At 36.7% G+C, this 20,075-nt stretch carries 15 protein-coding genes and 1 pseudogene; 7 read left to right on the top strand and 9 right to left on the bottom strand.

Features of this window, described 5'->3' with window-relative positions:
- Nucleotides 1–12 precede the first annotated feature (12 nt).
- From IPM92_10950 to IPM92_10940, 3 genes are all read right to left on the bottom strand, one after another.
- Nucleotides 13–2,301: a glycosyltransferase gene (locus IPM92_10950; protein ID MBK9108856.1), complete on the bottom strand. Its 2,289-nt coding sequence runs from the start codon at nt 2,299–2,301 to the stop codon at nt 13–15.
- Between the two features lie 105 nt (nt 2,302–2,406).
- Complete coding sequence (locus IPM92_10945; protein ID MBK9108855.1) at nt 2,407–3,438, bottom strand: pesticidal protein Cry7Aa; 1,032 nt, start codon at nt 3,436–3,438, stop codon at nt 2,407–2,409.
- A gap of 186 nt (nt 3,439–3,624) precedes the next feature.
- Complete coding sequence (locus IPM92_10940; GenBank protein MBK9108854.1) at nt 3,625–3,801, bottom strand: hypothetical protein; 177 nt, start codon at nt 3,799–3,801, stop codon at nt 3,625–3,627.
- 446 nt (nt 3,802–4,247) lie between these two features.
- On the opposite strand from IPM92_10940, the gene IPM92_10935 reads away from it, so the two are divergent.
- The 6 genes from IPM92_10935 to IPM92_10910 all read left to right on the top strand — a co-directional run bounded on the left by IPM92_10935 (nt 4,248) and on the right by IPM92_10910 (nt 9,120).
- Entirely contained in the window at nt 4,248–4,757 is a 510-nt protein-coding gene (locus tag IPM92_10935; GenBank protein MBK9108853.1) for a hypothetical protein, read from the top strand.
- Entirely contained in the window at nt 4,676–5,251 is a 576-nt protein-coding gene (locus tag IPM92_10930; protein ID MBK9108852.1) for a hypothetical protein, read from the top strand. The genes IPM92_10935 and IPM92_10930 overlap by 82 nt, the downstream gene beginning before the upstream one ends.
- 101 nt (nt 5,252–5,352) lie before the next feature.
- Nucleotides 5,353–5,925 carry a peroxidase-related enzyme gene (locus IPM92_10925; protein ID MBK9108851.1) on the top strand — a complete coding sequence of 191 codons (573 nt, stop codon included), beginning with the start codon at nt 5,353–5,355 and terminating at the stop codon, nt 5,923–5,925.
- Between the two features lie 38 nt (nt 5,926–5,963).
- Nucleotides 5,964–6,515 carry a peroxidase-related enzyme gene (locus tag IPM92_10920; GenBank protein ID MBK9108850.1) on the top strand — a complete coding sequence of 184 codons (552 nt, stop codon included), beginning with the start codon at nt 5,964–5,966 and terminating at the stop codon, nt 6,513–6,515.
- 32 nt (nt 6,516–6,547) lie between these two features.
- Nucleotides 6,548–7,714 carry a DUF3179 domain-containing protein gene (locus IPM92_10915; GenBank protein ID MBK9108849.1) on the top strand — a complete coding sequence of 389 codons (1,167 nt, stop codon included), beginning with the start codon at nt 6,548–6,550 and terminating at the stop codon, nt 7,712–7,714.
- Nucleotides 7,715–8,112: 398 nt separating this feature from the next.
- A complete protein-coding gene (locus IPM92_10910) occupies nt 8,113–9,120 on the top strand; it encodes a hypothetical protein (GenBank protein MBK9108848.1) in 1,008 nt (335 codons plus the stop codon).
- A 28-nt stretch (nt 9,121–9,148) separates the two neighbouring features.
- Here IPM92_10910 and IPM92_10905 read toward each other — a convergent pair whose 3' ends face one another.
- The 5 genes from IPM92_10905 to IPM92_10885 form a co-directional block, all read right to left on the bottom strand.
- Nucleotides 9,149–11,362, bottom strand: coding sequence for a TonB-dependent receptor (locus tag IPM92_10905; GenBank protein ID MBK9108847.1), 2,214 nt, complete (start codon nt 11,360–11,362; stop codon nt 9,149–9,151).
- A gap of 245 nt (nt 11,363–11,607) precedes the next feature.
- Nucleotides 11,608–13,002 (bottom strand): vanadium-dependent haloperoxidase, encoded by a 1,395-nt coding sequence (locus IPM92_10900; protein MBK9108846.1) that lies wholly within the window; start codon nt 13,000–13,002, stop codon nt 11,608–11,610.
- A gap of 470 nt (nt 13,003–13,472) precedes the next feature.
- Nucleotides 13,473–13,853 carry a hypothetical protein gene (locus IPM92_10895; protein ID MBK9108845.1) on the bottom strand — a complete coding sequence of 127 codons (381 nt, stop codon included), beginning with the start codon at nt 13,851–13,853 and terminating at the stop codon, nt 13,473–13,475.
- A 756-nt stretch (nt 13,854–14,609) separates the two neighbouring features.
- Nucleotides 14,610–16,196, bottom strand: a complete 1,587-nt coding sequence (locus IPM92_10890; protein MBK9108844.1) for a peptide chain release factor 3 — start codon at nt 16,194–16,196, stop codon at nt 14,610–14,612.
- Between the two features lie 39 nt (nt 16,197–16,235).
- Nucleotides 16,236–16,766 (bottom strand): putative metal-dependent hydrolase, encoded by a 531-nt coding sequence (locus tag IPM92_10885; GenBank protein ID MBK9108843.1) that lies wholly within the window; start codon nt 16,764–16,766, stop codon nt 16,236–16,238.
- Between the two features lie 183 nt (nt 16,767–16,949).
- Between IPM92_10885 and IPM92_10880 the strand changes: the two genes are divergently transcribed.
- Nucleotides 16,950–17,645, top strand: coding sequence for an OmpA family protein (locus IPM92_10880; protein MBK9108842.1), 696 nt, complete (start codon nt 16,950–16,952; stop codon nt 17,643–17,645).
- Nucleotides 17,646–18,068: 423 nt separating this feature from the next.
- Here IPM92_10880 and rny read toward each other — a convergent pair.
- Nucleotides 18,069–19,713, bottom strand: a pseudogene (rny, locus tag IPM92_10875) (ribonuclease Y).
- Between the last annotated feature and the right edge of the window lie 362 nt (nt 19,714–20,075).

Below are 20,075 nucleotides of genomic sequence, written 5' to 3'. Positions count from 1 at the left end.
ATTAACCAAATCTCAATTCAACTGAAATACATTTCCAGAATACTTTTCCATAGTAAGCCTTGCCATGAGATAACTCAATGTAGATTCTGCACCTTGATTTAAGTTGACATGATTTTCTTCCAGTCCATCAAAACATCCACCTGTGCAAGGATTATAAATGATCTGATGCAAATGATTTTTACCTAAAAACCAATTAAATGCATTTTTCATTTTAAGGAGAAAAACCGGATCTTCTGATTCGATGAAAAATTCTTCAAGTGCCAATATCGTGTAAGCCACATCAATAGGTTGCTCGCCATGAAGGTCTGACTCTTTTCCTTTATGTAACCAACTTGTATTGGAAATCACTTTGATAAAACCCTTTTCAAATATCCTCGATAATAAAAAATAAAAAGATTTTTGAGCAATTTCAAGATATACCGGATTGTTTGTTTCCCTCCATGCATATAACATTGACTCGGGCAAAATACTGTTCGCATAAGTTAGATAACTTTCAAACCATTCCCATTGAGGTTCAGATTCATGACGGTACATCTGCACCAATCGATCGGCTAATAATTGAATAGTATTCGTAATTTCCTGAGTTTGTTTAGTGCAATTGTATAAATAAAGACCTTTAATAACAAATGCCATTGCACGCGTTGAATTCATTTTTTGAATAGGCTTATGTGCCGCTTGCAATATAGCATCTGCGGTTTTCAATAAGCTTTCTGGAATTATTGAGTCCAATGAAATTAAATAACCAAGTGCCCACATTGCTCTTCCAGCCGCATCTTCCAAATTCGTTTCATCATTTTGCGATGTGAACTTTTGATGCTTGTCAACATAATTTAAAAATCTACCATCAGATTGTTGACAGAATTTTATAAAGTTTAAATATATTATAAGCTTATCCAAATCCTCTGCTGATCTTGTTTCCTTATAGTGCATAGCGATTACAACCAGTGCCCTTGCATTATCATCAAGTGTGTATCCGGATTCAATATCCGGTTTATTAATTCTTGAAAACTGGATCATTCCAAACTCTGTAGTCATTTTTTTCAAATGATTTAATATAATGGGGGGCGTTCTGAATTGTAATGTGATGATATTTCGAAAACGCTCCGATGATGCTTTTGTAGAATCCGTCAAAGATGCAGCAACATCAGCATGTGTTCTTCTTCCTACAACTTTCTGCATCAAACGCGCATAGGCCATTGATGAATTCTCCCAAGATGTTGGCACAATTCTCTGGAGCGTATTGGAGCTGAATTCCTTTCTCAGTGGCTCATTATCTAACAAATATTTGACCCCCTGTGCTAACTGACCTGAGTTTTGAAAATCAATGATGATTCCTGTATCCTCTCGGAGAACTTCCTTTGCATGAGGAATAGGTGTCGAGATGATCGGACAAGCACAACTCATTGCATACGAAAATGTACCGCTTACGGCTTGTTCCGGATCTTTTGAAGTAAATAAATAAATATCGGTCAGCTGCAAATATTCCAGCAATTGTTGCAAAGGCAAATAACTGTTGATAAATTTTACATGAGCACGCAAATTCAAAGCATCCACCTTTTGTTCAAGTTGATTCCTGTATTGTTCACCTTCATGTTGTACGACTCCAGGATGTGTTTTTCCAATAATAAGAAACATTACATCAGTGTGTTTTACAATGATATCAGGCAACGCTTGCAAAGTCGTTTCAATTCCCTTCCCTGAACTCAACAAACCAAATGTGGATAAGACTTTTCGCCCTTTCAAACCATATTTTTCTTTTAAATAATCTTTGCTCAAATGCGGAACCAAATGAACACCATGTTCAATGACTTTAATTTTATCCGATGGAATATCATACTCCTTCCGCAAGATCTTTAAAGAATGATGTGTCATCACGACCACAGAACTGCATGCATTTGAAATCAATTGAACATTTAATCTCATGCGGTCATCCGGACGAGGCAATACAGTATGAAATACTATGAATACCGGTTTACTCAAGCAGTACAGAAATTTCTGAAAAGCTTTTTCACCTTCTCCACCGAAGAGACCAAATTCATGTTGGACTCCAACGAGTTGAATTTGTGTTTTTGAATTTATAACCTTAGCTAATTCAACATATTTATTGGGGTCCCGGGTATTGAGTACGTGATGTACCTCCTCAGGATAATTCAACTTTTGGTCGCCATCCTCTAATGCACAGATATGAATATGAAATGTATCATAAAATGTTTTGTGCAGCGATTTCACCAAATCCTGTGTATAAGTGGCAATGCCGCACTCCCGCGGAGGATATGAAGTCACAAAAAGTATTTCCGGCATTTGACTTTCCTTGCCGTTCCTGTTTTTTACTTCTTGGTATTTAGTATGAGGACTTGGTTTGGAAGCAAGTACAGTGTTTAAGAGTGCGTTTCGTTCTTGTATCATTTAAATTTTATTGAGAAGAAGTTCCGAAACCAATGTATCCAGCTTGACAGAAGCACATGCGATTCGCTCATCCGCAGCGCCATAATAAATATATAAAATACCATCAAACACCACACATCCTGTAGGGAAACAAACATTATTGACTTCGCCTTTTAATTCCCAGTTATGTTCCGGCTTAAATAAAGGATAAGGAAGTCTGGCTCGTTCGATAAGCGGATTTTCCAAATCCAACAAAGCCGCACAAGCAGAATAAACATAGCCATTGGTAGTATCGTGCACACCATGATAAATAATCAGCCATCCCTCAGGTGTCTCAATAGGGGGACACCCGCCTCCTATATAACTTACCTCATGTTCATATTTCGAAATAAGCGCAATGTTCGATCCAAAATTCAGAAAATAATTTTCCCAAAATTCATGCGTCAAATCTTCAATTTCTTGAATAGATGCAATTTGACTATCTGGTCTAACGCGATGTAGAAAAAACAATTTACCATCTATTCGCCTTGGAAAAAACATCACATTCTTATCCCATAACAATTGCTTCTTTATACCACTTAAAGTTGGGTGAAGCTTTTCATTGTAACGTGCATATTTATCATTAATAATTCCTCTACAGGTAGCAAGATGTTTGAATTCACTATAGGTCATTTGAGGAACAATGAATCCCAGTTTCGTAAATTTCTTTAAGTCTTCAGATACAGCTAATGCACCTAAAGCGTTTATACCATCATAAGCAGTATAACATAGATAATATTGATCGTCAATTTTTGAAATTCGAGGATCTTCAACTCCATGTGCTTCATAATCGTATTGAGGATATAGTATCGGTACATCCATTCTATTAACTACGGTTAGAGGCCCCTTCAACATGCAATAACCAATGCTTGAATAATTTCCTTTACTCACAGCTCTATAGAACAAATGCACATAATCGCCCTCGCGAATTGCGGCTGGATTTAATACTCCCTCATTTTCAAAGCCTAAATCTGTTTTATTTAACAGTACACCGTGTTTTGTAAGTTTTATCATTTAGTTAAATGGGTGTTTCGCAAAATAATATAGAAATATTTCTACGCAAATACATGTTCATTGCAACAAGAGTTATAAATACAAAACCTAATCAGATCCAATCAAGGATATAATTACAAAGCCACTTTTAACTTTATGCTTCCGTTTGACAGAAAAAAGTGCTCACATGAAAATTACTTTTTTACATCAAGACTTTTTACCCGCTGATTTAGAATCATTCTTCGGAAGAAATGCCTCGATCACAGGTGATTTACTTATTCCACCTTTACTTTCACTTTTGTAATCAGATACAATCTTCAATTTTCCGGAAGATTTTCCAGCTGGTGCTTTCTTTACGTTTTTGGTACCTCTGTCTTTACTCATAATGATTTGTATTTAAAAAATGAATTTACACTAAACATTATCATCACCGACAATGCTCTGCTAATAATACACTGATTTATTCGATTTTGCAATTGGGAACTACAATATACCCATTTGTGGCTTGAGGTGACATTAAGTCCACAATAGATAAGATATGGCCCTTAAGCCTATTATATAGAAGTATAACAATAGACCTTCACATTAAGTTTCAATTCTGACAAAATTCATAAACTAAATGAAAAGTTTCGCTTAAACAGTCCTGATTTGTAACCATGTGCTCAAACCTAGAATTTGCCAGCACAAATGGAAGTTATATCATTTAAAATTCAGGATTCATCCTTAAATCAAATTGATTCAAATAATAGTTAATATCTCAGATTCTCTTTTGTCAACTTTGTCTTCATGGAAAGCAATTTTATTTTAAACTCGAAATAAAAAATATAAACATGAAAAATCTCATTTCAACTTTAGGAATTTCTCTGTTATGGATCACTTGCAACTTCGCTCAGGAAATTTGGAATGTAAAAGCCATTTTTCCGGATGGCATACTGGTAGATGTAAAAGCGATTGATGAAGTCGGCAACAAATATGATGTTAAAGCATATGTCGAAAATAAAAACACACAATTCCTGGATGTAAAGGCCATCAAAGATGGAAAACAAATTCCAATAAAGATCCTGATGGGTGATTCAGAACCATTCCCGGGAAAAGCAATAGACATGAGTGGTAAAATCTATGATATTAAGGGTTTCTCCAAGACCAATATCAAATATGATATTAAAGGTGTTAGTGCAATGGGTAATGTGATTAGCATTAAAGCATTGGCTGGCAATAAAGAACAATACGGCGTAAAAGCGATTTCCCTAACGGCATTGTGCATGATATCAAAGGAGTCAAATTTTCTGACCATAAACAAGAAGGAAAAGTCAACGGTCAAGCTTACTATGCTCATGTAAAAGCCATGCCTCAGGTTCTTTGCACAGCAGAAGGACAATGGCATGTAAGGGCTATTGAACCTGGTGGCAGAAGTTTAAAACTACATGCTTTTGCAAAAAACGGATCAAAATACAAGATCAAAGCTTTTTCAAATGGTGGCGATTTCCATATACTTGAAGTGAAAGCAATGGATGGCAACAAACAAATTGCAATTAAACTACTCGATTCAAAAGAAAAATTCGCACCGGTTAAAGCCATTACTGAAGCAGGAGAAATACTCGACGTCAAAGCCATTGAAGAAGATGGAAGTATATTGGATGTCAAAGGCACACATCGCGACGGCAACATAATGCATATCAAAGCGATTGCTAAAAATGGAAATGTTTTTGGTATAAAAGCGATTTCCCAATCGGGTAACTTTTATGATGTAAAAGCTGTAGTGGCTGACGAACTCGGTTCTTTGAATGGTGTTTTATTTAAAGCGCATGTAAAGGCGTTTCCTCAAGAGATGTAATTATATTAAAATCCTGGAGTCAAATTAACTACAAAAAATGAACTTGTGTGAACTTATTTGAATAATTAAACATGCTTGAATATTAATCAAACATTTCGACAATGGCTTATATAGAACTTGAAAAACATTTACCCGGGATTACCGGCCTCCTTGAATACAGGCAAGATACGGCTCAAGCTATCCGGGACCTTACTGAAATACTCATGTGTGGTCCATCTTCATTAACAAAGGCAGAACGAGAAATCATAGCTACATTCGTATCTTCAAAAAACAAATGTACATTTTGCACCGCTGCACATGCTGCAGTTGTTGATGCGCTTTTGGATGAATCCCTTACCTGTGCAGCAGTCATCGAAAATTATAATACAGCACCTATCAGCCCTAAATTAAAAGCATTATTAGTCATAGCAGAAAAAGTGCAGCAAAATGGCAAATTGGTAACTGAAAGCGACATCCTCCGTGCAAAGGAATTAGCGGCAACAGACCTTGAAATACATGATACTGTCCTGATTTCCGCGCTCTTCTGTTTATACAATAAATATGTTGATGGACTTTCAACATATACACCAGTCAATCCTGAATTCTATCAAAAACTTGGTGAAAAAATTAAAGATCATGGTTACCATAGGGTTCCATCCGCTTATGAAAAAATGAAAGAAATGAAATTTGACTAGTGATTTGATACCCTATTTAAAAATTCACAATTTTATTTATGCCCTACAATAAGTTAAATAATGAATTACCAGGCATCCGTGCCCTCATGGAATTCAGACCAGAAACTGCAATTCCATTAAATGCATTGGCAGAACTCCTACTTCGAGATGATGACAACACTTTAACACGCGGTGAACGGGAATTGATAGCCACTTATGTTTCGTATTTAAACGATTGTTTTTTTTGTCAAAATGCTCATGGTGCACTCGCCCAATATTATTTGCAGTGCGATATGGATTTTATTGATAAGGTTAAAGAAAATTATTTAAACATGCCCTTAGGTCAGAAAATAAAGGCCCTTTTAAGCATAGCAGAAAGTGTAACCAAAGGAGGAAAAGAAGTATCGAGAGATCAAATTACGATTGCAAAAAACGAAGGAGCTTCAGATAGAGAAATTCACGATACCGTTCTGATCGCAGCTTTTTTCAATATGTGCAATCGATATGTAGATGGGCTCAACACTTTAGCAGTTCCTAATCGACAGTACTATATTGAAAGAGCAGAAATGAGAGCTAAAGAAGGTTATGCTCATTTTGATCTTTATAAATAATTGCACCATTTTATTGCACACTAGATTTTAAAATGGCCAATCATTCTTCATCGAAGTATTTGTTCCACGCAGTGGCCTTATGTTGGATACTCTTTGAAATCCTGCATGTCTATTTTATTATGCCTATGCCCGGTAGTCAGGAAATAAACTCTCTTGACGTCGCCTATTTCTTACATTATTTCAGATGGAGTTTTCGCTTCATTTTAGGAGTCCTGCTTTTGCTAAATTTTAAAATTGCGTTTGCAACTTCAAAGTGGTTGACCTTGATAAATCTCTTTGCGTTGATATATACAATTTACTTGTTCAATCTCAAAATGTCTGCCGATGTGCTATTTCAGCAGCCTCAATCATTGGAATTTCAATACGCAGCTAAAAGCAAAGTGGATCTACAAAGATTAATTTTAGGAATTAACTTTCAAAACGAGTCGAAAGCTTACACGATACAATATTTAGGATATCATCACCAGGTACGCGATACCATTGGAGGAAAACCAGTCATGGTAACTTATTGTACTGTTTGCAGAACAGGACGCGTCTTCGAACCTGTTGTCAATGGGCGGGAAGATCAATTTCGTTTGGTTGGTATGGATCATTTCAATGCAATGTTTGAAGACCAAACTTCAAAATCCTGGTGGCGACAGGTCAACGGTGAAGCCGTAGCCGGTAAAATGAAAGGACAATTCCTGCCAGAGTTTCCATCAGCTCAAATGACTTTGCAAAAATGGCTGGAGATATATCCTAATAGCCTAATTATGCAACCGGATACTTTTTTCCAAATAAAGTATGATAGTATGTCAACTTATGAATTTGGGAAATATTATGGTAAACTCACCAAAAGAGATCGTCTCTCCTGGAAAGAAAAATCCTGGATTCTGGGAATAAAGCTTGGTAAATTAAAAAAAGCTTACGATTGGAACTATCTGGCAAAACATGGTATGATCTATGATTCTACAGGAAAAATTAAATTAGTTGTTTTATTGGCTTCGGACAAAAAAAGTTTTTCCGCCTTGCAAATTGAAAACGGAGAGCCATTACCAGTTTGGAAAAACGACACTCTTTATTGCCAAAATCAAACTTATAACCTATTGGGTCAATCCCATTTGCCGGGTAAATCGAATTTGAATCGTATACCTTGTTATCAGGAATATTGGCACAGCTGGAGGTTTTTTAATCCTGAAACCTTAGTGGACTTAAAGTAAACAAACGTTTGTTCGTTCCAAAGTGAATAATGTCTTGCGACAGAAGTTCACTTCGTTTGATGAAAGTTATTTAAGAACGCTGAATAATGATTATCCTACTCTATGAATGATATACATTATAATATTGGATTTTCCTCATTACAGGTGGAAGCCTAAATCCTTTCAAAGAAATTAAACAAGATGATTGCTTCCAGAAACTACAAGACAAGCTCCTTTCCCCCATTTTAATTCAAATTTCATCTAAGGCGCGCCTATCCACTACATAATGAAAGCTGCAATAGCCCGCCGTAAAAAAATCGGAATGAAGTCTCATGAAAATACCAAATCATTTCACATTTTGTAATACCTTACCAACGAAATATATGATATTATAATCACCTAACTCTTAAAGCATGCATATGAAAAAGTGGATCCTGTTGATATTCATATTCAATTTATTTGAGACAAATATACAAGCCCAGGAAATCTGGAATGTCAAAGCAGTACTGCCAAATGGAGATCTTATCGATGTCAAAGCAATAGACGCTGCCGGAAATAAATACGATGTTAAGGCTTTCGTCGAATCAAATAATACCCAATTTTTAGATGTTAAAGCCATAAAAAACGGAAATAAATTGCCGGTAAAAATTATCAAAGGTGGCCAAACGCCGTATCCTGTGAAGGCCATTGATACAGATGGAACGCTGCTGGATATTAAAGCAGTTTCGACGATTCATGTGAAATACGATATCAAAGGAGTTGAAATGAAAGGCAATGTAATCAGTATTAAAATGTTACACGGCGATAAAACTCAATATGCCGTAAAAGCAATTTCTCCAACCGGAATTCTTCACGATATCAAAGGCATCAAATTTTCGGAATCCAAAGAGGAAGGCATTTCGAATCAACAAAGTTATTACGCCCATGTTAAAGCCATGCCGCAAATCCTTTCCATTTCGGATGATCCCTATTGGAACCTGAAGGCCATTGCACAGAATGGCAAAAGTTACAAAGTTCAGGCTATCGACAAAGAAGGAATTAAATATCCGGTTAAGGCATTTGCACTTGGCGGAGATTACCATTTGTTGGAAATCAAAGCTTTTGTAGGTAAGAAACTATTCGCAGTTAAGATACTGGAATCAAGCGATAAGCTTGCTCCTGTAAAGGCAATTGCAGAAAATGGTGAAATCTTAGACATTAAAGCAATCCATGCAGATGGTGAAATTTTAGATGTTAAAGGAATTCAACGCGATGGAAACATCATGCATATTAAAGCCATTGGAAAAGATGAAACACGACTTGGCATAAAAGCCATCTCATCAACAGGGAATTTTTACGATGTTAAAGGAATCATAGCACAAGATAAAGCTGCGATTTATGGAGTAGCTTATAAAGCACATATTAAAGCCCTCCCACAACAACCTTAATTTATAATTTGCTATAGTAGCGACTATTTTATAAATTTATGATGATGCTTCCCGACAAAGTTCTTCCATCAGAAGGCCAAATGCCGGGACCGGGATAAAATTGTGGCCTTTTGGTAAAATGCTGTTTATCAAAAAAATTGTTGATATTAAATACAAACTTTAATTGTTTGGATATTCTGAAATCCAAATTAACATCCATCAAATGATAGGCAGGAACCAAACCTACAGCACCGTTCCGATCAGGTAAAAGAGTATTCGCAGGATCTGCAAAACTTTCGGCTGTATAACTGTGCAATAATGACACGCCAAACTTTTTGTATTTCAAATGTACTCCACTTCTGATGATCCATTCTGGGACACTTTCAACTTTATTTCCATTAATAGATAGATTTTCGTTTGCTACTCTGATCGTAGCATCTTTGTATTTGGCATCCATAAATGCCGCCGCTGTAAAAAAACTCAGGTAAAACTCATTTTCATAAACAGGTGTCATTTCGATATACATCTCAAGTCCATTCGTAATTGCATTTCCGATATTTGTCCGATAAATATTCAATAAACCATGCTGGTCTTCCTTTAATATCAAACCTAATTTATTTTTATAGCTCAATCGGAAAAACGAAACATCCCATTTAAAAATTCCATATGAACCTCTGATTCCTAAATCCGCATTATCGCCCTTTGCGTCTCTTAAATTTTTATCAACAGATTCAAATGTTGATCCTGGAATAATATCTTTAAAAATAACCGGTCTGTACGCTTGCGACCAACCACCGTAGATTTGAATCAGCTTGGAAACATTATACTCCACATTGAAACCCAATAGTGGAAAATCATGTGTGATGGTATTGGGCAATAAACTATCCTGATAATATATGATTTTACCAATCATATCTGAATGGCCTTTTTCATAACGAAGGCCTGCATTCATAGAAAACTGTGATGTCAGGTTAAATTTATTCTCAATAAAAATTGCTATATTTTGAGATTTCAAATTCATATCTCTTCCAAATCCACTTTCAACGAGTGATAAGTCGAAATCAAGTCCCGTAGTTCCTTTGCCTAACTGCTGACGGTGCAAGTTATTTTTTATAAACTGTACACCTGTTGCTAAATTCCATACCGAATTAAATACTTTGTAGGAATGTAAACATCGTAGCTCGGCCGTAAAACTATTGAATTCATCAATGTCAACTTGTCTATTTGCATATTGCAAAGTACTAGTTGATATCGTATCTCTTATAGTAATAGGTTTATCGAATATCACACTGTTGCGAAAGCCCAAAATAGCTGAGGAAGTAAAACTGATTTTTGAGTTTTGATTAATATCCCAATTCACTTTAAAAGATGGAACATGAATATCCGGATTATAATAATTTCTGGCCCTGGTAGATTGTCTTGGATCAGCATAAAACATACTGTCGTTAAGTTGTCCGGGAAGATGAATGATGTAATTTGAATGTGTCCATTCTGCAATAAAATGTAAATTATTCGTTGGATAATATGATATAGAAATGGCTTCTGCGTTAAACTTTGAGTCACCATTTTTACGATAACCTTCATTTGATTTACTGTTCATCCATGCAGAATACCTAAGCTTACCGATAGTGCCACTCACTCTGTTGAATGTGCTCAATAAATGATAACTTCCCATAGAATGGATACCTTCATAAGAGAAATTCTTAGAAGTATCTGCTTGCTTACTGATATAATTCAACATCCCTCCGAATTGTGCTCCATATTGCAAGGATGCAGATCCCCGAACTAATTCGATCCTTTCAACGGCCTCTAAGGGAATATTGTAATGACTGGCTGGATATCCATACATATCAGAATTTGTAATGATCCCATCTTTTCTAATATTAAATTCCCAGGAACGGTGCGGATCTAAACCTCGTGTAGAAACATTCATTTGATTTCCAGTACCATCCATATCATAAACGAAAATACCTGGCACTTTCGAAAAAATTTGTCTTGGATACTTTTCAGAAATGGCAAATGATTTATTTGCAAGATTTATAATCTCATTTTTTTTTCCGGAATAAATGTAAGTTCCCTGTATGGGATTTAATCTTTCTAATTCTTTTTGAAGATATGTAGCCTGTATAGTAATGATTCCCAGTTCTCTTTTAAGTAATGTATCCAAGTTTTTAAATGCCGTAGTGTCCTGTGAGCAAATCGTCCTGGATACCAAACTTAAACTAATCAATAAACTCCAGTTTAAAAATATTTTAGAATCCATACTTCATTCAAATTGATTAAAAAACTTTATCACATACGCGTAAAAATATTCTTATTTTTTGATCAAAAAAATTAGAATATGCTAATAAAATTATAATTGATAATGCAGCCTATACAATGGATAAATTCTACAAATAATTCTTATAGTAAAACTATGGGTTCACATATTATTCGACTCATAAAAAAGTGGACTGCCCGGGCGAGCAATCCACCATTTGAACGATTTGCAATTCATTAACTATTCACTTAGTTTTTCCATGGCAAGAGCAGAACTTTTCGTGCTGCTAAAATTCCACAAAAGTTTCCGCTTTCGTAATCCATTCTAAAATGTACACCTAGTGGCAATCGGCTATAAGCATTTTCGTTAGCCAGATCTCGCAAACTATTATAACTTCTGGCTCTTCCATTAAAATCCGTCCGATTTGCATGACAATTATCTGTAAATGGATAAGAGCTACCTACAAAAGCTTCCAATATCCCAACTCCTGAAAATGCAAAAGTTGAATGACCTGATGGATAAGCTGGAAATGGAGGCGTAAAACCTAACCAGGGTATCGAAAATTTAGCATCAATGTTTCGATGAATATAAGTAATGGGCCTTTCAATGTTGTATTTGTATTTATTATACCAAGCAATCACCGCTGCATCGTTCAATGCCATACTGATTTGTGCATACAAAACACAAGTTTTATCCAACTCAAAATTTTCTTTTTGAACGATCTGATCAGCAATTGCCACTAACCTGGCTGGTGGACTAAAAGTCCAACCCACTCTGTCGTCGCTCCAGAATTCTGCCATATGTTCGTTTTCACCTCTGGGATCAAATCGGGCTAAATTGGTCAAAGTATAACATTCATACGCTTGAAGATACATGGCTGAGTTAGGCTCTGGATCACAATTAAAAGGTGCAATGAGTGCATCCAGATCATCTCGATCCAATCCAAATCTGCGAACCTGTCCCCACTGGGAATACAGACCTCTATCGGCAACAGTGAGCGGATCTGTTGGTATCCATTGGCAGCCTGTTGCACTAACTGGAACCGGAAATGGATTGAGGTGTGCATTATGCCCAACGACATCGCTTATTGAAAATCGCCAAATGGCAGCCGCAACCTCCTGGCCATGAGCTTCAGAATTAAGCAAGGTCTGATCTGAAGTTTCTCTGCGATAATATGCTTTTAGTTCGTTTTCCTTTGCTTGTATGGTGTTTAACATTTCTTGTTTATTTAAAATGTTGCCATCTTTATCTTTAAAGGTCACCGTTTCAAAAAATTTATTCATCAAATAAGCATGAGAAGCATTGATGACCGCAGGCCAATATAAATTGTTTTGGCTGGCAGGCATATCCGGAATACCAAGTCTGTATTGCAAAGTCTGGTATTCAGGTAATCCACCCAGGCAAGCTTCATATGCACTTAGATTCATGTAGGCCAAAGCTCTGGGTGCAGGACCGGGTCGGAAAAAGGAAGCATATCTGTCCAAGTTTAAAAAAACATTTGTCCACTCGTGGTATACATCACTTTCATACGTGCTGAGTTCCGTTCCGGTGGTTGCTTCGTTTTCAGATTTTTGGCAGGAGCTGATGACCATCACCGAAATAGCCATCACAAAAAGCCATTTAAATAAAAGTAGTTTTTTCATAGGAATTATTGTTTTAAGACTAAAATAACTTAATTGTGCAAATGTAAAAGAGGATATTTAATACTAGATAGTCTTAAATTTAATTATTTAAAAATTAAATTATTTATGAATGGTTCAATTGAATTTTAGGGGCAGATCAAGACACCAATTACTAGTTTAATGTATTATATATGTATATATTACATATTAATATTTTATTAAATATTAAAATTTCATTAGATTTAAATATCCTCTTAATGCTCCCTGGCAGTTTCACTTACGGACTGGCATCAAGATCTCTGAATCTTCATTAGAAATAAAAAATTGAAGGAAGTCTATTGGGGCGCCATTTGAGTAGAGCTTATCCAACCATTGCGATGAATGGTCTCTGACTGCTTAACCCATTTTTAATTTACTAACAAAAATTTTAATTTTCACAACCCCTGGTCTTAGACTAAAGATCCATCTGCCAAATTGAATGAATCCAACACTTAACTTTTTGCGGTTTTTAAACCAATGACACCCACCAATATCAATCCCAAACATATAAGTTGGATGACGTTTAAGTGCTGTTTAAAAATAAATGCATCCACACAAGCCGAACCGAACAGTGCCAAAGCCATCCACACTGCAAATGCTATGGACATCGGTATTGTTTTCATTGCATAAGAAATAAATACGACATTCAACAATCCAAAAACCAGGTAACCTAACAATGGCCACAAAGTCTTGATTCCATCCACATGCATAAAAAACTGAGACCAAACGATCTGTTTAATGGCTTTTACGCTCATAAACTTTAAGGAAATCATCCACAACATCTCCATCAGTGCAGCTATAAAAAGATAAATCCAGGCTATATTATTTTTCAAGTTAACTAAAGTTTATTTTTCAATGAATTCATTGTAAGTTTTTCATCTTTCAAATGCATCTAGTGGAAAGCACGTAAAAATAAGGAATTTGTAATAGTAGTTTCAGTTTTATTAAACTTGAATTCCAATATTTAGTTAAAAAGTCTTGGCCTGAAGACTACTTCTTTTATGATCAATTAGTTCCTAAAGTTTAACAAGGGATATCATTTGACTAACTAACGTTAGTTAGTAACGGCCTCCTTTCTACATACAACTAACAAATCCGACATTTTCAAGTTATTGATAATAAGAGGCTTCATCATGTCGGAACAACTAACAACCAACAACCAACTTCAATCATCCAACAACTACCAACTACTCTATAACTCAATTTGGGCAGCTAAGCAAATTGTTGATAATGAATCATTTCGTCATTGCGCTCACCTCTGCTCACCTCCAGCTCCTCTCCACTACGCGGAGAGGAGAGCGGATCCTGGTTCTTTTAAAATTGTTTCAATTATTTTAGCAGTAGCTCTGCGTAGTCTCTTCCCGCTTTAAGAAACTTCAATGCTTCATACTAAATTTTCAAAGCTGGATACGCTGGGGCGATAGGAAAACTCCGTTTTCCAAACGGATGATTCTTTGATTTATAATTGTTCTCGTTCAGCGAGGGGTGTAACAACAAATACCAACTCCCAACATTACATTATCAAGTTATCCTAATATGAGCCTGCTTCATGTCGGGACAACTAACAACCAACATCTATCATCTACCAACTACTCTTCAAATTCACTGCTGGTATGAAACATAACATCTGGAAAATTTTCCTGTACCATTTTCATGGTCCAAGCACTTTCAGCAAGAAATACCAATTTTCCGTCTTTGTCTCTGGCTAAATCTTTTTTGCGTCTAGCTACAAATTCTGTAAGCTTTTCCTTTTCCAGTACAGATACCCAGCAAGCTTTATGCAAGTTGATAGCTTCGTATGTACAAGCGGCCCCATATTCGTGTTCCATTCGGTATTGAATCACGTCGAATTGAAGTGCGCCGACTACGCCAATGATTTTTCGCTGATTGTCTTCTTTAACAAACATTTGCGCAACCCCTTCATCCATCAATTGGTCTAGTCCTTTTGCAAATTGTTTGAACTTGGAAGGATCTGCGTTATTCACATATCTGAATATTTCCGGTGAAAATCGGGGGATACCTTTAAAATGCAAAGACTCTCCTTCAGTCATAGCATCGCCGATTTTAAAATTTCCAGTATCGAATAATCCGACCACATCTCCGGGGTAAGCTTCTTCAACAATTTCTTTGCGTGCGGCCATGAATGCTGTAGGATTTGCAAATCGAAACTGCCGTTCGAGGCGCACGTGATAATAATTTGTATTTCTTTGAAATACACCAGAGCAAATCCTGAAAAATGCAATGCGATCTCTGTGACGTGGATCCATATTTGCATGGATCTTAAAAACGAATCCCGTCATTTTTTCTTCATCCGGCTTTACCCATCGTTCTTCTGTTTCTCTGGGTAAAGGATTGGGAGCTATTTCCACAAAACAATCCAGCAATTCGCGTACTCCAAAATTATTTACGGCGCTCCCATAAAAAACAGGACTCACCCTTCCTTCCAAATAATCTTCCCGAATAAAATTCGGGTAAACTGCTGTAAGTGTTTCCACATCATGCAGTAGACTCTTATGATTTCTATCGCCAATTATGTCAGCAAATTTCGGATCATTGATGTCATCGAGTGCGATCACTTCCTCTGCATCTTGTTTTCCATGTGGTTTGAAATGGATAAACTTTTTTTCATAAATACTATAAACGCCTTGAAAGCTTTGCCCCATTCCAATAGGCCAGGATAAAGGGGTTACTTTTAAATTTAATTTCTTTTCAATTTCATCCAACAAATCAAATGCATCTTTTCCTTCTCTGTCCATCTTGTTGATAAAAACGATTATGGGTGTTTTCCGCATGCGGCAGACTTCCACGAGTTTTTCAGTCTGCTCTTCTACACCTTTTGCTACATCGATCACTACAATTACACTGTCTACAGCAGTTAAAGTACGGAAGGTATCTTCCGCAAAATCTTTGTGCCCGGGAGTATCCAGGATATTGATCTGCAGATCGCGATAAGGAAAAGCCATGACGGAGGTGGCAACCGAAATTCCACGCTGCCTTTCGATATCCATAAAATCTGAAGTCGCATGTTTCTTTATCTTATTAGATTTTACAGCTCCGGCAGTCTGAATGGCTCCACCAAATAGCAGCAATTTTTCCGTCAGGGTCGTTTTTCCGGCATCGGGATGCGACACTATACCAAATGTTCTTCTCTTTGACAGTTCAGCCAAATGTTCCATAGGGGCGCAAAGGTAATCAACGTATGCTATTAGAACCTATTAACTAGGCTTGCTCAGGGCTATTTTGATATGTTCCAAATGATGTCTGCTGTGCCAGGCATACATACTCAAAGATTCTTTCAAGCTTATAAACCTGTTATGTTGGGGGTGAATAAAACCATTTTCCCATTGATTGTATTGTACACTGTCAAGAAATACGGTCCACCGGACATGAAGCATTGAAAGCAGCTGTACGGATGTTGCCACGGGCACTTTTTCAACGTCATCCAGTTGAGCCCACTCTTGTTCGAGATATGCATTGATCCTGGGTTGGTTCTCTGTAAATGCTAGTTTATGCCGGATATATGCATTCATATGACTATCGGCGATATGGTGTATTAATTGCCTCAAGGTCCAACCTCCAGGCCTGTATCGATAAGAGAATACTTCATCACCTCTCTGTTGCAATAAGGATTCAATGTTTCCCGGTAAACCTCTAATGTCAGCGATCCAGTTTTGAATATTCTCAGTAGAATAGTCCTTGGGTTCTGCCCATTTTCCTATTGGATATTTCAAATGTTCCATTTCCATCTTAAATCAATTTAGCATGCCAAAATAATACCTCTGGAATGAAAATTTAATCAAATAACAAATGATTTAATAAAATGCAGAAATACGCCTCTAATTTTGCATAGTTAAGTCAGGATTGATTCGAAATGCTTTCTTAGTTTTCCGTATTTCACTTAATTTGTCCTGACAATAAAAACAATACGTATGAATGAAAATAGGAATTGGTGGTTATGGCTTATAGGCACTTTGGTTTTGATTGGCTTTTTATGGACGCAAGTTCAATCTTGCCAACAAAATGAATGGTCTGACCGTACTAAAAATGCCATACACGGATTTACTGCTGAGATAGACTCCTCCAGGATCAAAGCAGAAATGGCAATTAAAGCTGCAAACGCCAAATTTGACTCTGCAGGCTTATATTTCAGAGCCCAATGGGATAAATTAGGAAAAAGCATCAACATCCGATTAGATACATTTACAATGAGTCTACCTGAAAAGGGTATTGAATTAAAACTTTTAGAGTGGCTCCAAAGCAAATCAAATGTTGTTGACAAAAAGACCTGGTTCAATTTTGACCGCATCTTATTTCAAACCGGCAGTGCAACCCTCAACAATATATCTGATGAGCAATTAGATAATATTGTTCGTATCATGAAAGCTATGCCAAAAGTTGAATTTAAAATTGGCGGTTATACAGATAACACAGGAGATCCAAAAGCAAATTTCGAATTATCCAAAGCTCGTGCCGAAGCAGTCATGAATGCTCTTATTGAAAAAGGAATAAATGCTTCCAGGCTTAGTGCTGAAGGCTATGGTGCTGAGCATCCGGTAGCAGATAATAATACGCCGGAAGGAAGAGAACTCAACAGAAGAGTGGCGATTCGAGTGACGAAGAAGTGAGAAGTCTGGTAGGCTGGTAGGCTGGTAGGCTGGTAGTAAATGAACACCTACTAACATTTGTTAGTTCAGTTGTTTACAATTGTTTTCAATTTATTTTCTCATCCTTTATATGGAATAAGGATTGTAGTTATTGGAGAAAAGAAATATCCAATGATGCCTGACGAAATACCAATTTTGTTAATCCTTTAAATCTTCTATCCTATCTAAATTCTACTTTGACAATTATTCGGGTATTAGTGACTCACAAAACTTAGGATGCGTAGTCCTGATTCTTGAAAATCCTTACAAGCACAATTAAATTTGAAATAATAAATTTAAAAGGAAATGGTCAAGTAGTTTGCACTTAACAATTGACAGTATCCAAATCATTCCTTTTGTCTTTAAACCTTATTACTTAAGACATTTAAGCTCAGTCAAAGGGTATTAGCGGGCAAATGCAGTCGCTCGTTTTTCTCTAATTACGGTGACTTTCACCTGACCTGGATATTGCATTTCATCCTGGATTTTTTGCGAAATCATGAATGCCAGATCATCTGCATACTGATCGGTAACTTTTTCACTTTCTACAATTACCCGGAGTTCACGACCTGCTTGCAAAGCATAGGCTTTGGAAACTCCTTCGTAATTCATGGCAAGTTCTTCCAACTCGTTGATGCGTTTTAAATAACTTTCGAGAATTTCTCTTCTGGCTCCTGGACGAGCACCGGAAATTGCATCACAAGCCTGCACTATTGGAGAAATGATATTATTCATTTCAATTTCGTCATGATGGGCTCCAACCGCATTAATAATGACCGGATTTTCATTGTATTTTTCACAGAGTTTCATGCCAAATAAAGCATGTGATAATTCGGATTCTTCTTCAGCAACTTTTCCAATATCATGTAAGAGTCCGGCTCTTTTTTGCAAGTTTTATTTGTTTTGGATTCAATCCGAGTTCTGCAGACATCACCGCACATAAATTGGCTGTCTCCATCGAGTGTTTTAATAGATTTTGGCCATACGATGAACGGAATCGCATCCTTCCGACCATTTTGACGAGGTAAGGATCCAGACCATGTATATCCAAGTCGACAATTGTACGCTCACCAATTTCGACAATTTGTTCGTCGAGTTGTTTTTTAACTTTAGCGACTACTTCTTCAATTCTTGCCGGGTGAATACGACCATCGGCTACTAACCTTTTTAAAGCGAGCCTTGCTACTTCTCTTCTGATCGGATCAAAGCTTGAGATGACGATTGCTTCAGGGGTATCATCGACGACAATTTCAGCACCGGTGGCAGCTTCTAATGCCCTGATATTTCTACCCTCTCTACCAATGATTTGGCCTTTAATATCGTCGCTGTCGAGATTAAATACGGATACAGAGTTTTCTATCGTATACTCCGCACACATCCTTTGTATGGTCTGGATGACAATCTTTTTAGCTTCTTTGTTTGCATTTGTTTTTGCAAGCTCGATAACTTCGCGTTCAATAGCCAGTGATTCTGTATTCACTTTTGCTCTGACTGCTTTTAATAAATGGTCTTTAGCTTCCGATTCTGTCATTTTTGCAATCTGCTGCAATTCGTTGATGCGACTTTCGTTAGCTTGTTCTAATTCTTCTTTTTTCTTACTTACAATTTTAAGCTGTAAATCGAGATTTTCCCTCAAGAGTTTCACTTCTGATTCTCTATTCTCAATATCCACGTTTTTTTGGTTGAGCTCCTTTTCCAGCGCCAAAGCCTTCAATTCGCGTTCTTTCAGTTCGACGGATTGGGTCGTTTTAAAACTCTCAAAATCAGCTTTCAGTTTTGTAAAATTCTCCCTTGCTTCCTGAATTTTCTGTTGTTTGATCGTCTCGTTTTTCTGCTCAGCTTTAGAGACAATTTTATCAGCCTTCATTTCGGCCTCAGCAGTTAGACGCTGGGCAGTAACCCTTGCTTTTTCAATTTCGAGGTCGCTGATGCGATTGATTTCTTCCAACTTGCGCTGGTTAGACCGCTTGAGAATTGCAAATACGACAAAATAGCCAATTCCCATACCGGCCATCAAGCCGCCTATAATTGCAATCAATAATTCCTGCATATCAATAAAATTTTAACAGGTCCTGCCTTAGAAATGAGGTTATACGTTTACATGTCCTGATGTGCTCCCGTATTTGGGTTTCAGGTTTTGATCCTACATACTAAATTGTCGGTTTTCAACATGTAAAAAGCTATATGATATAAAATGATAACACTACACTTTGCTTTATCAATCGCCTCAATATCCTTCGGCTTAACGTATACTACTACGTATCAGACCTTTATATATTAACAAAAATTAAGGTGTAATACAAACTTTTATGTTTATTCACCTTGTCGCAAATATAACGAAAAATTTAAGAAAATAATACTATCTGAAGTCCTAAGATCAAGCTTGGATATTAATCTATGAAGTTAAGCAAA

It is taken from the genome of Saprospiraceae bacterium (assembly GCA_016719615.1).
In the GTDB taxonomy this organism is placed as follows: Bacteria; Bacteroidota; Bacteroidia; order Chitinophagales; family Saprospiraceae; genus Vicinibacter.
This window is presented reverse-complemented; position numbering and strand designations above follow the sequence as displayed.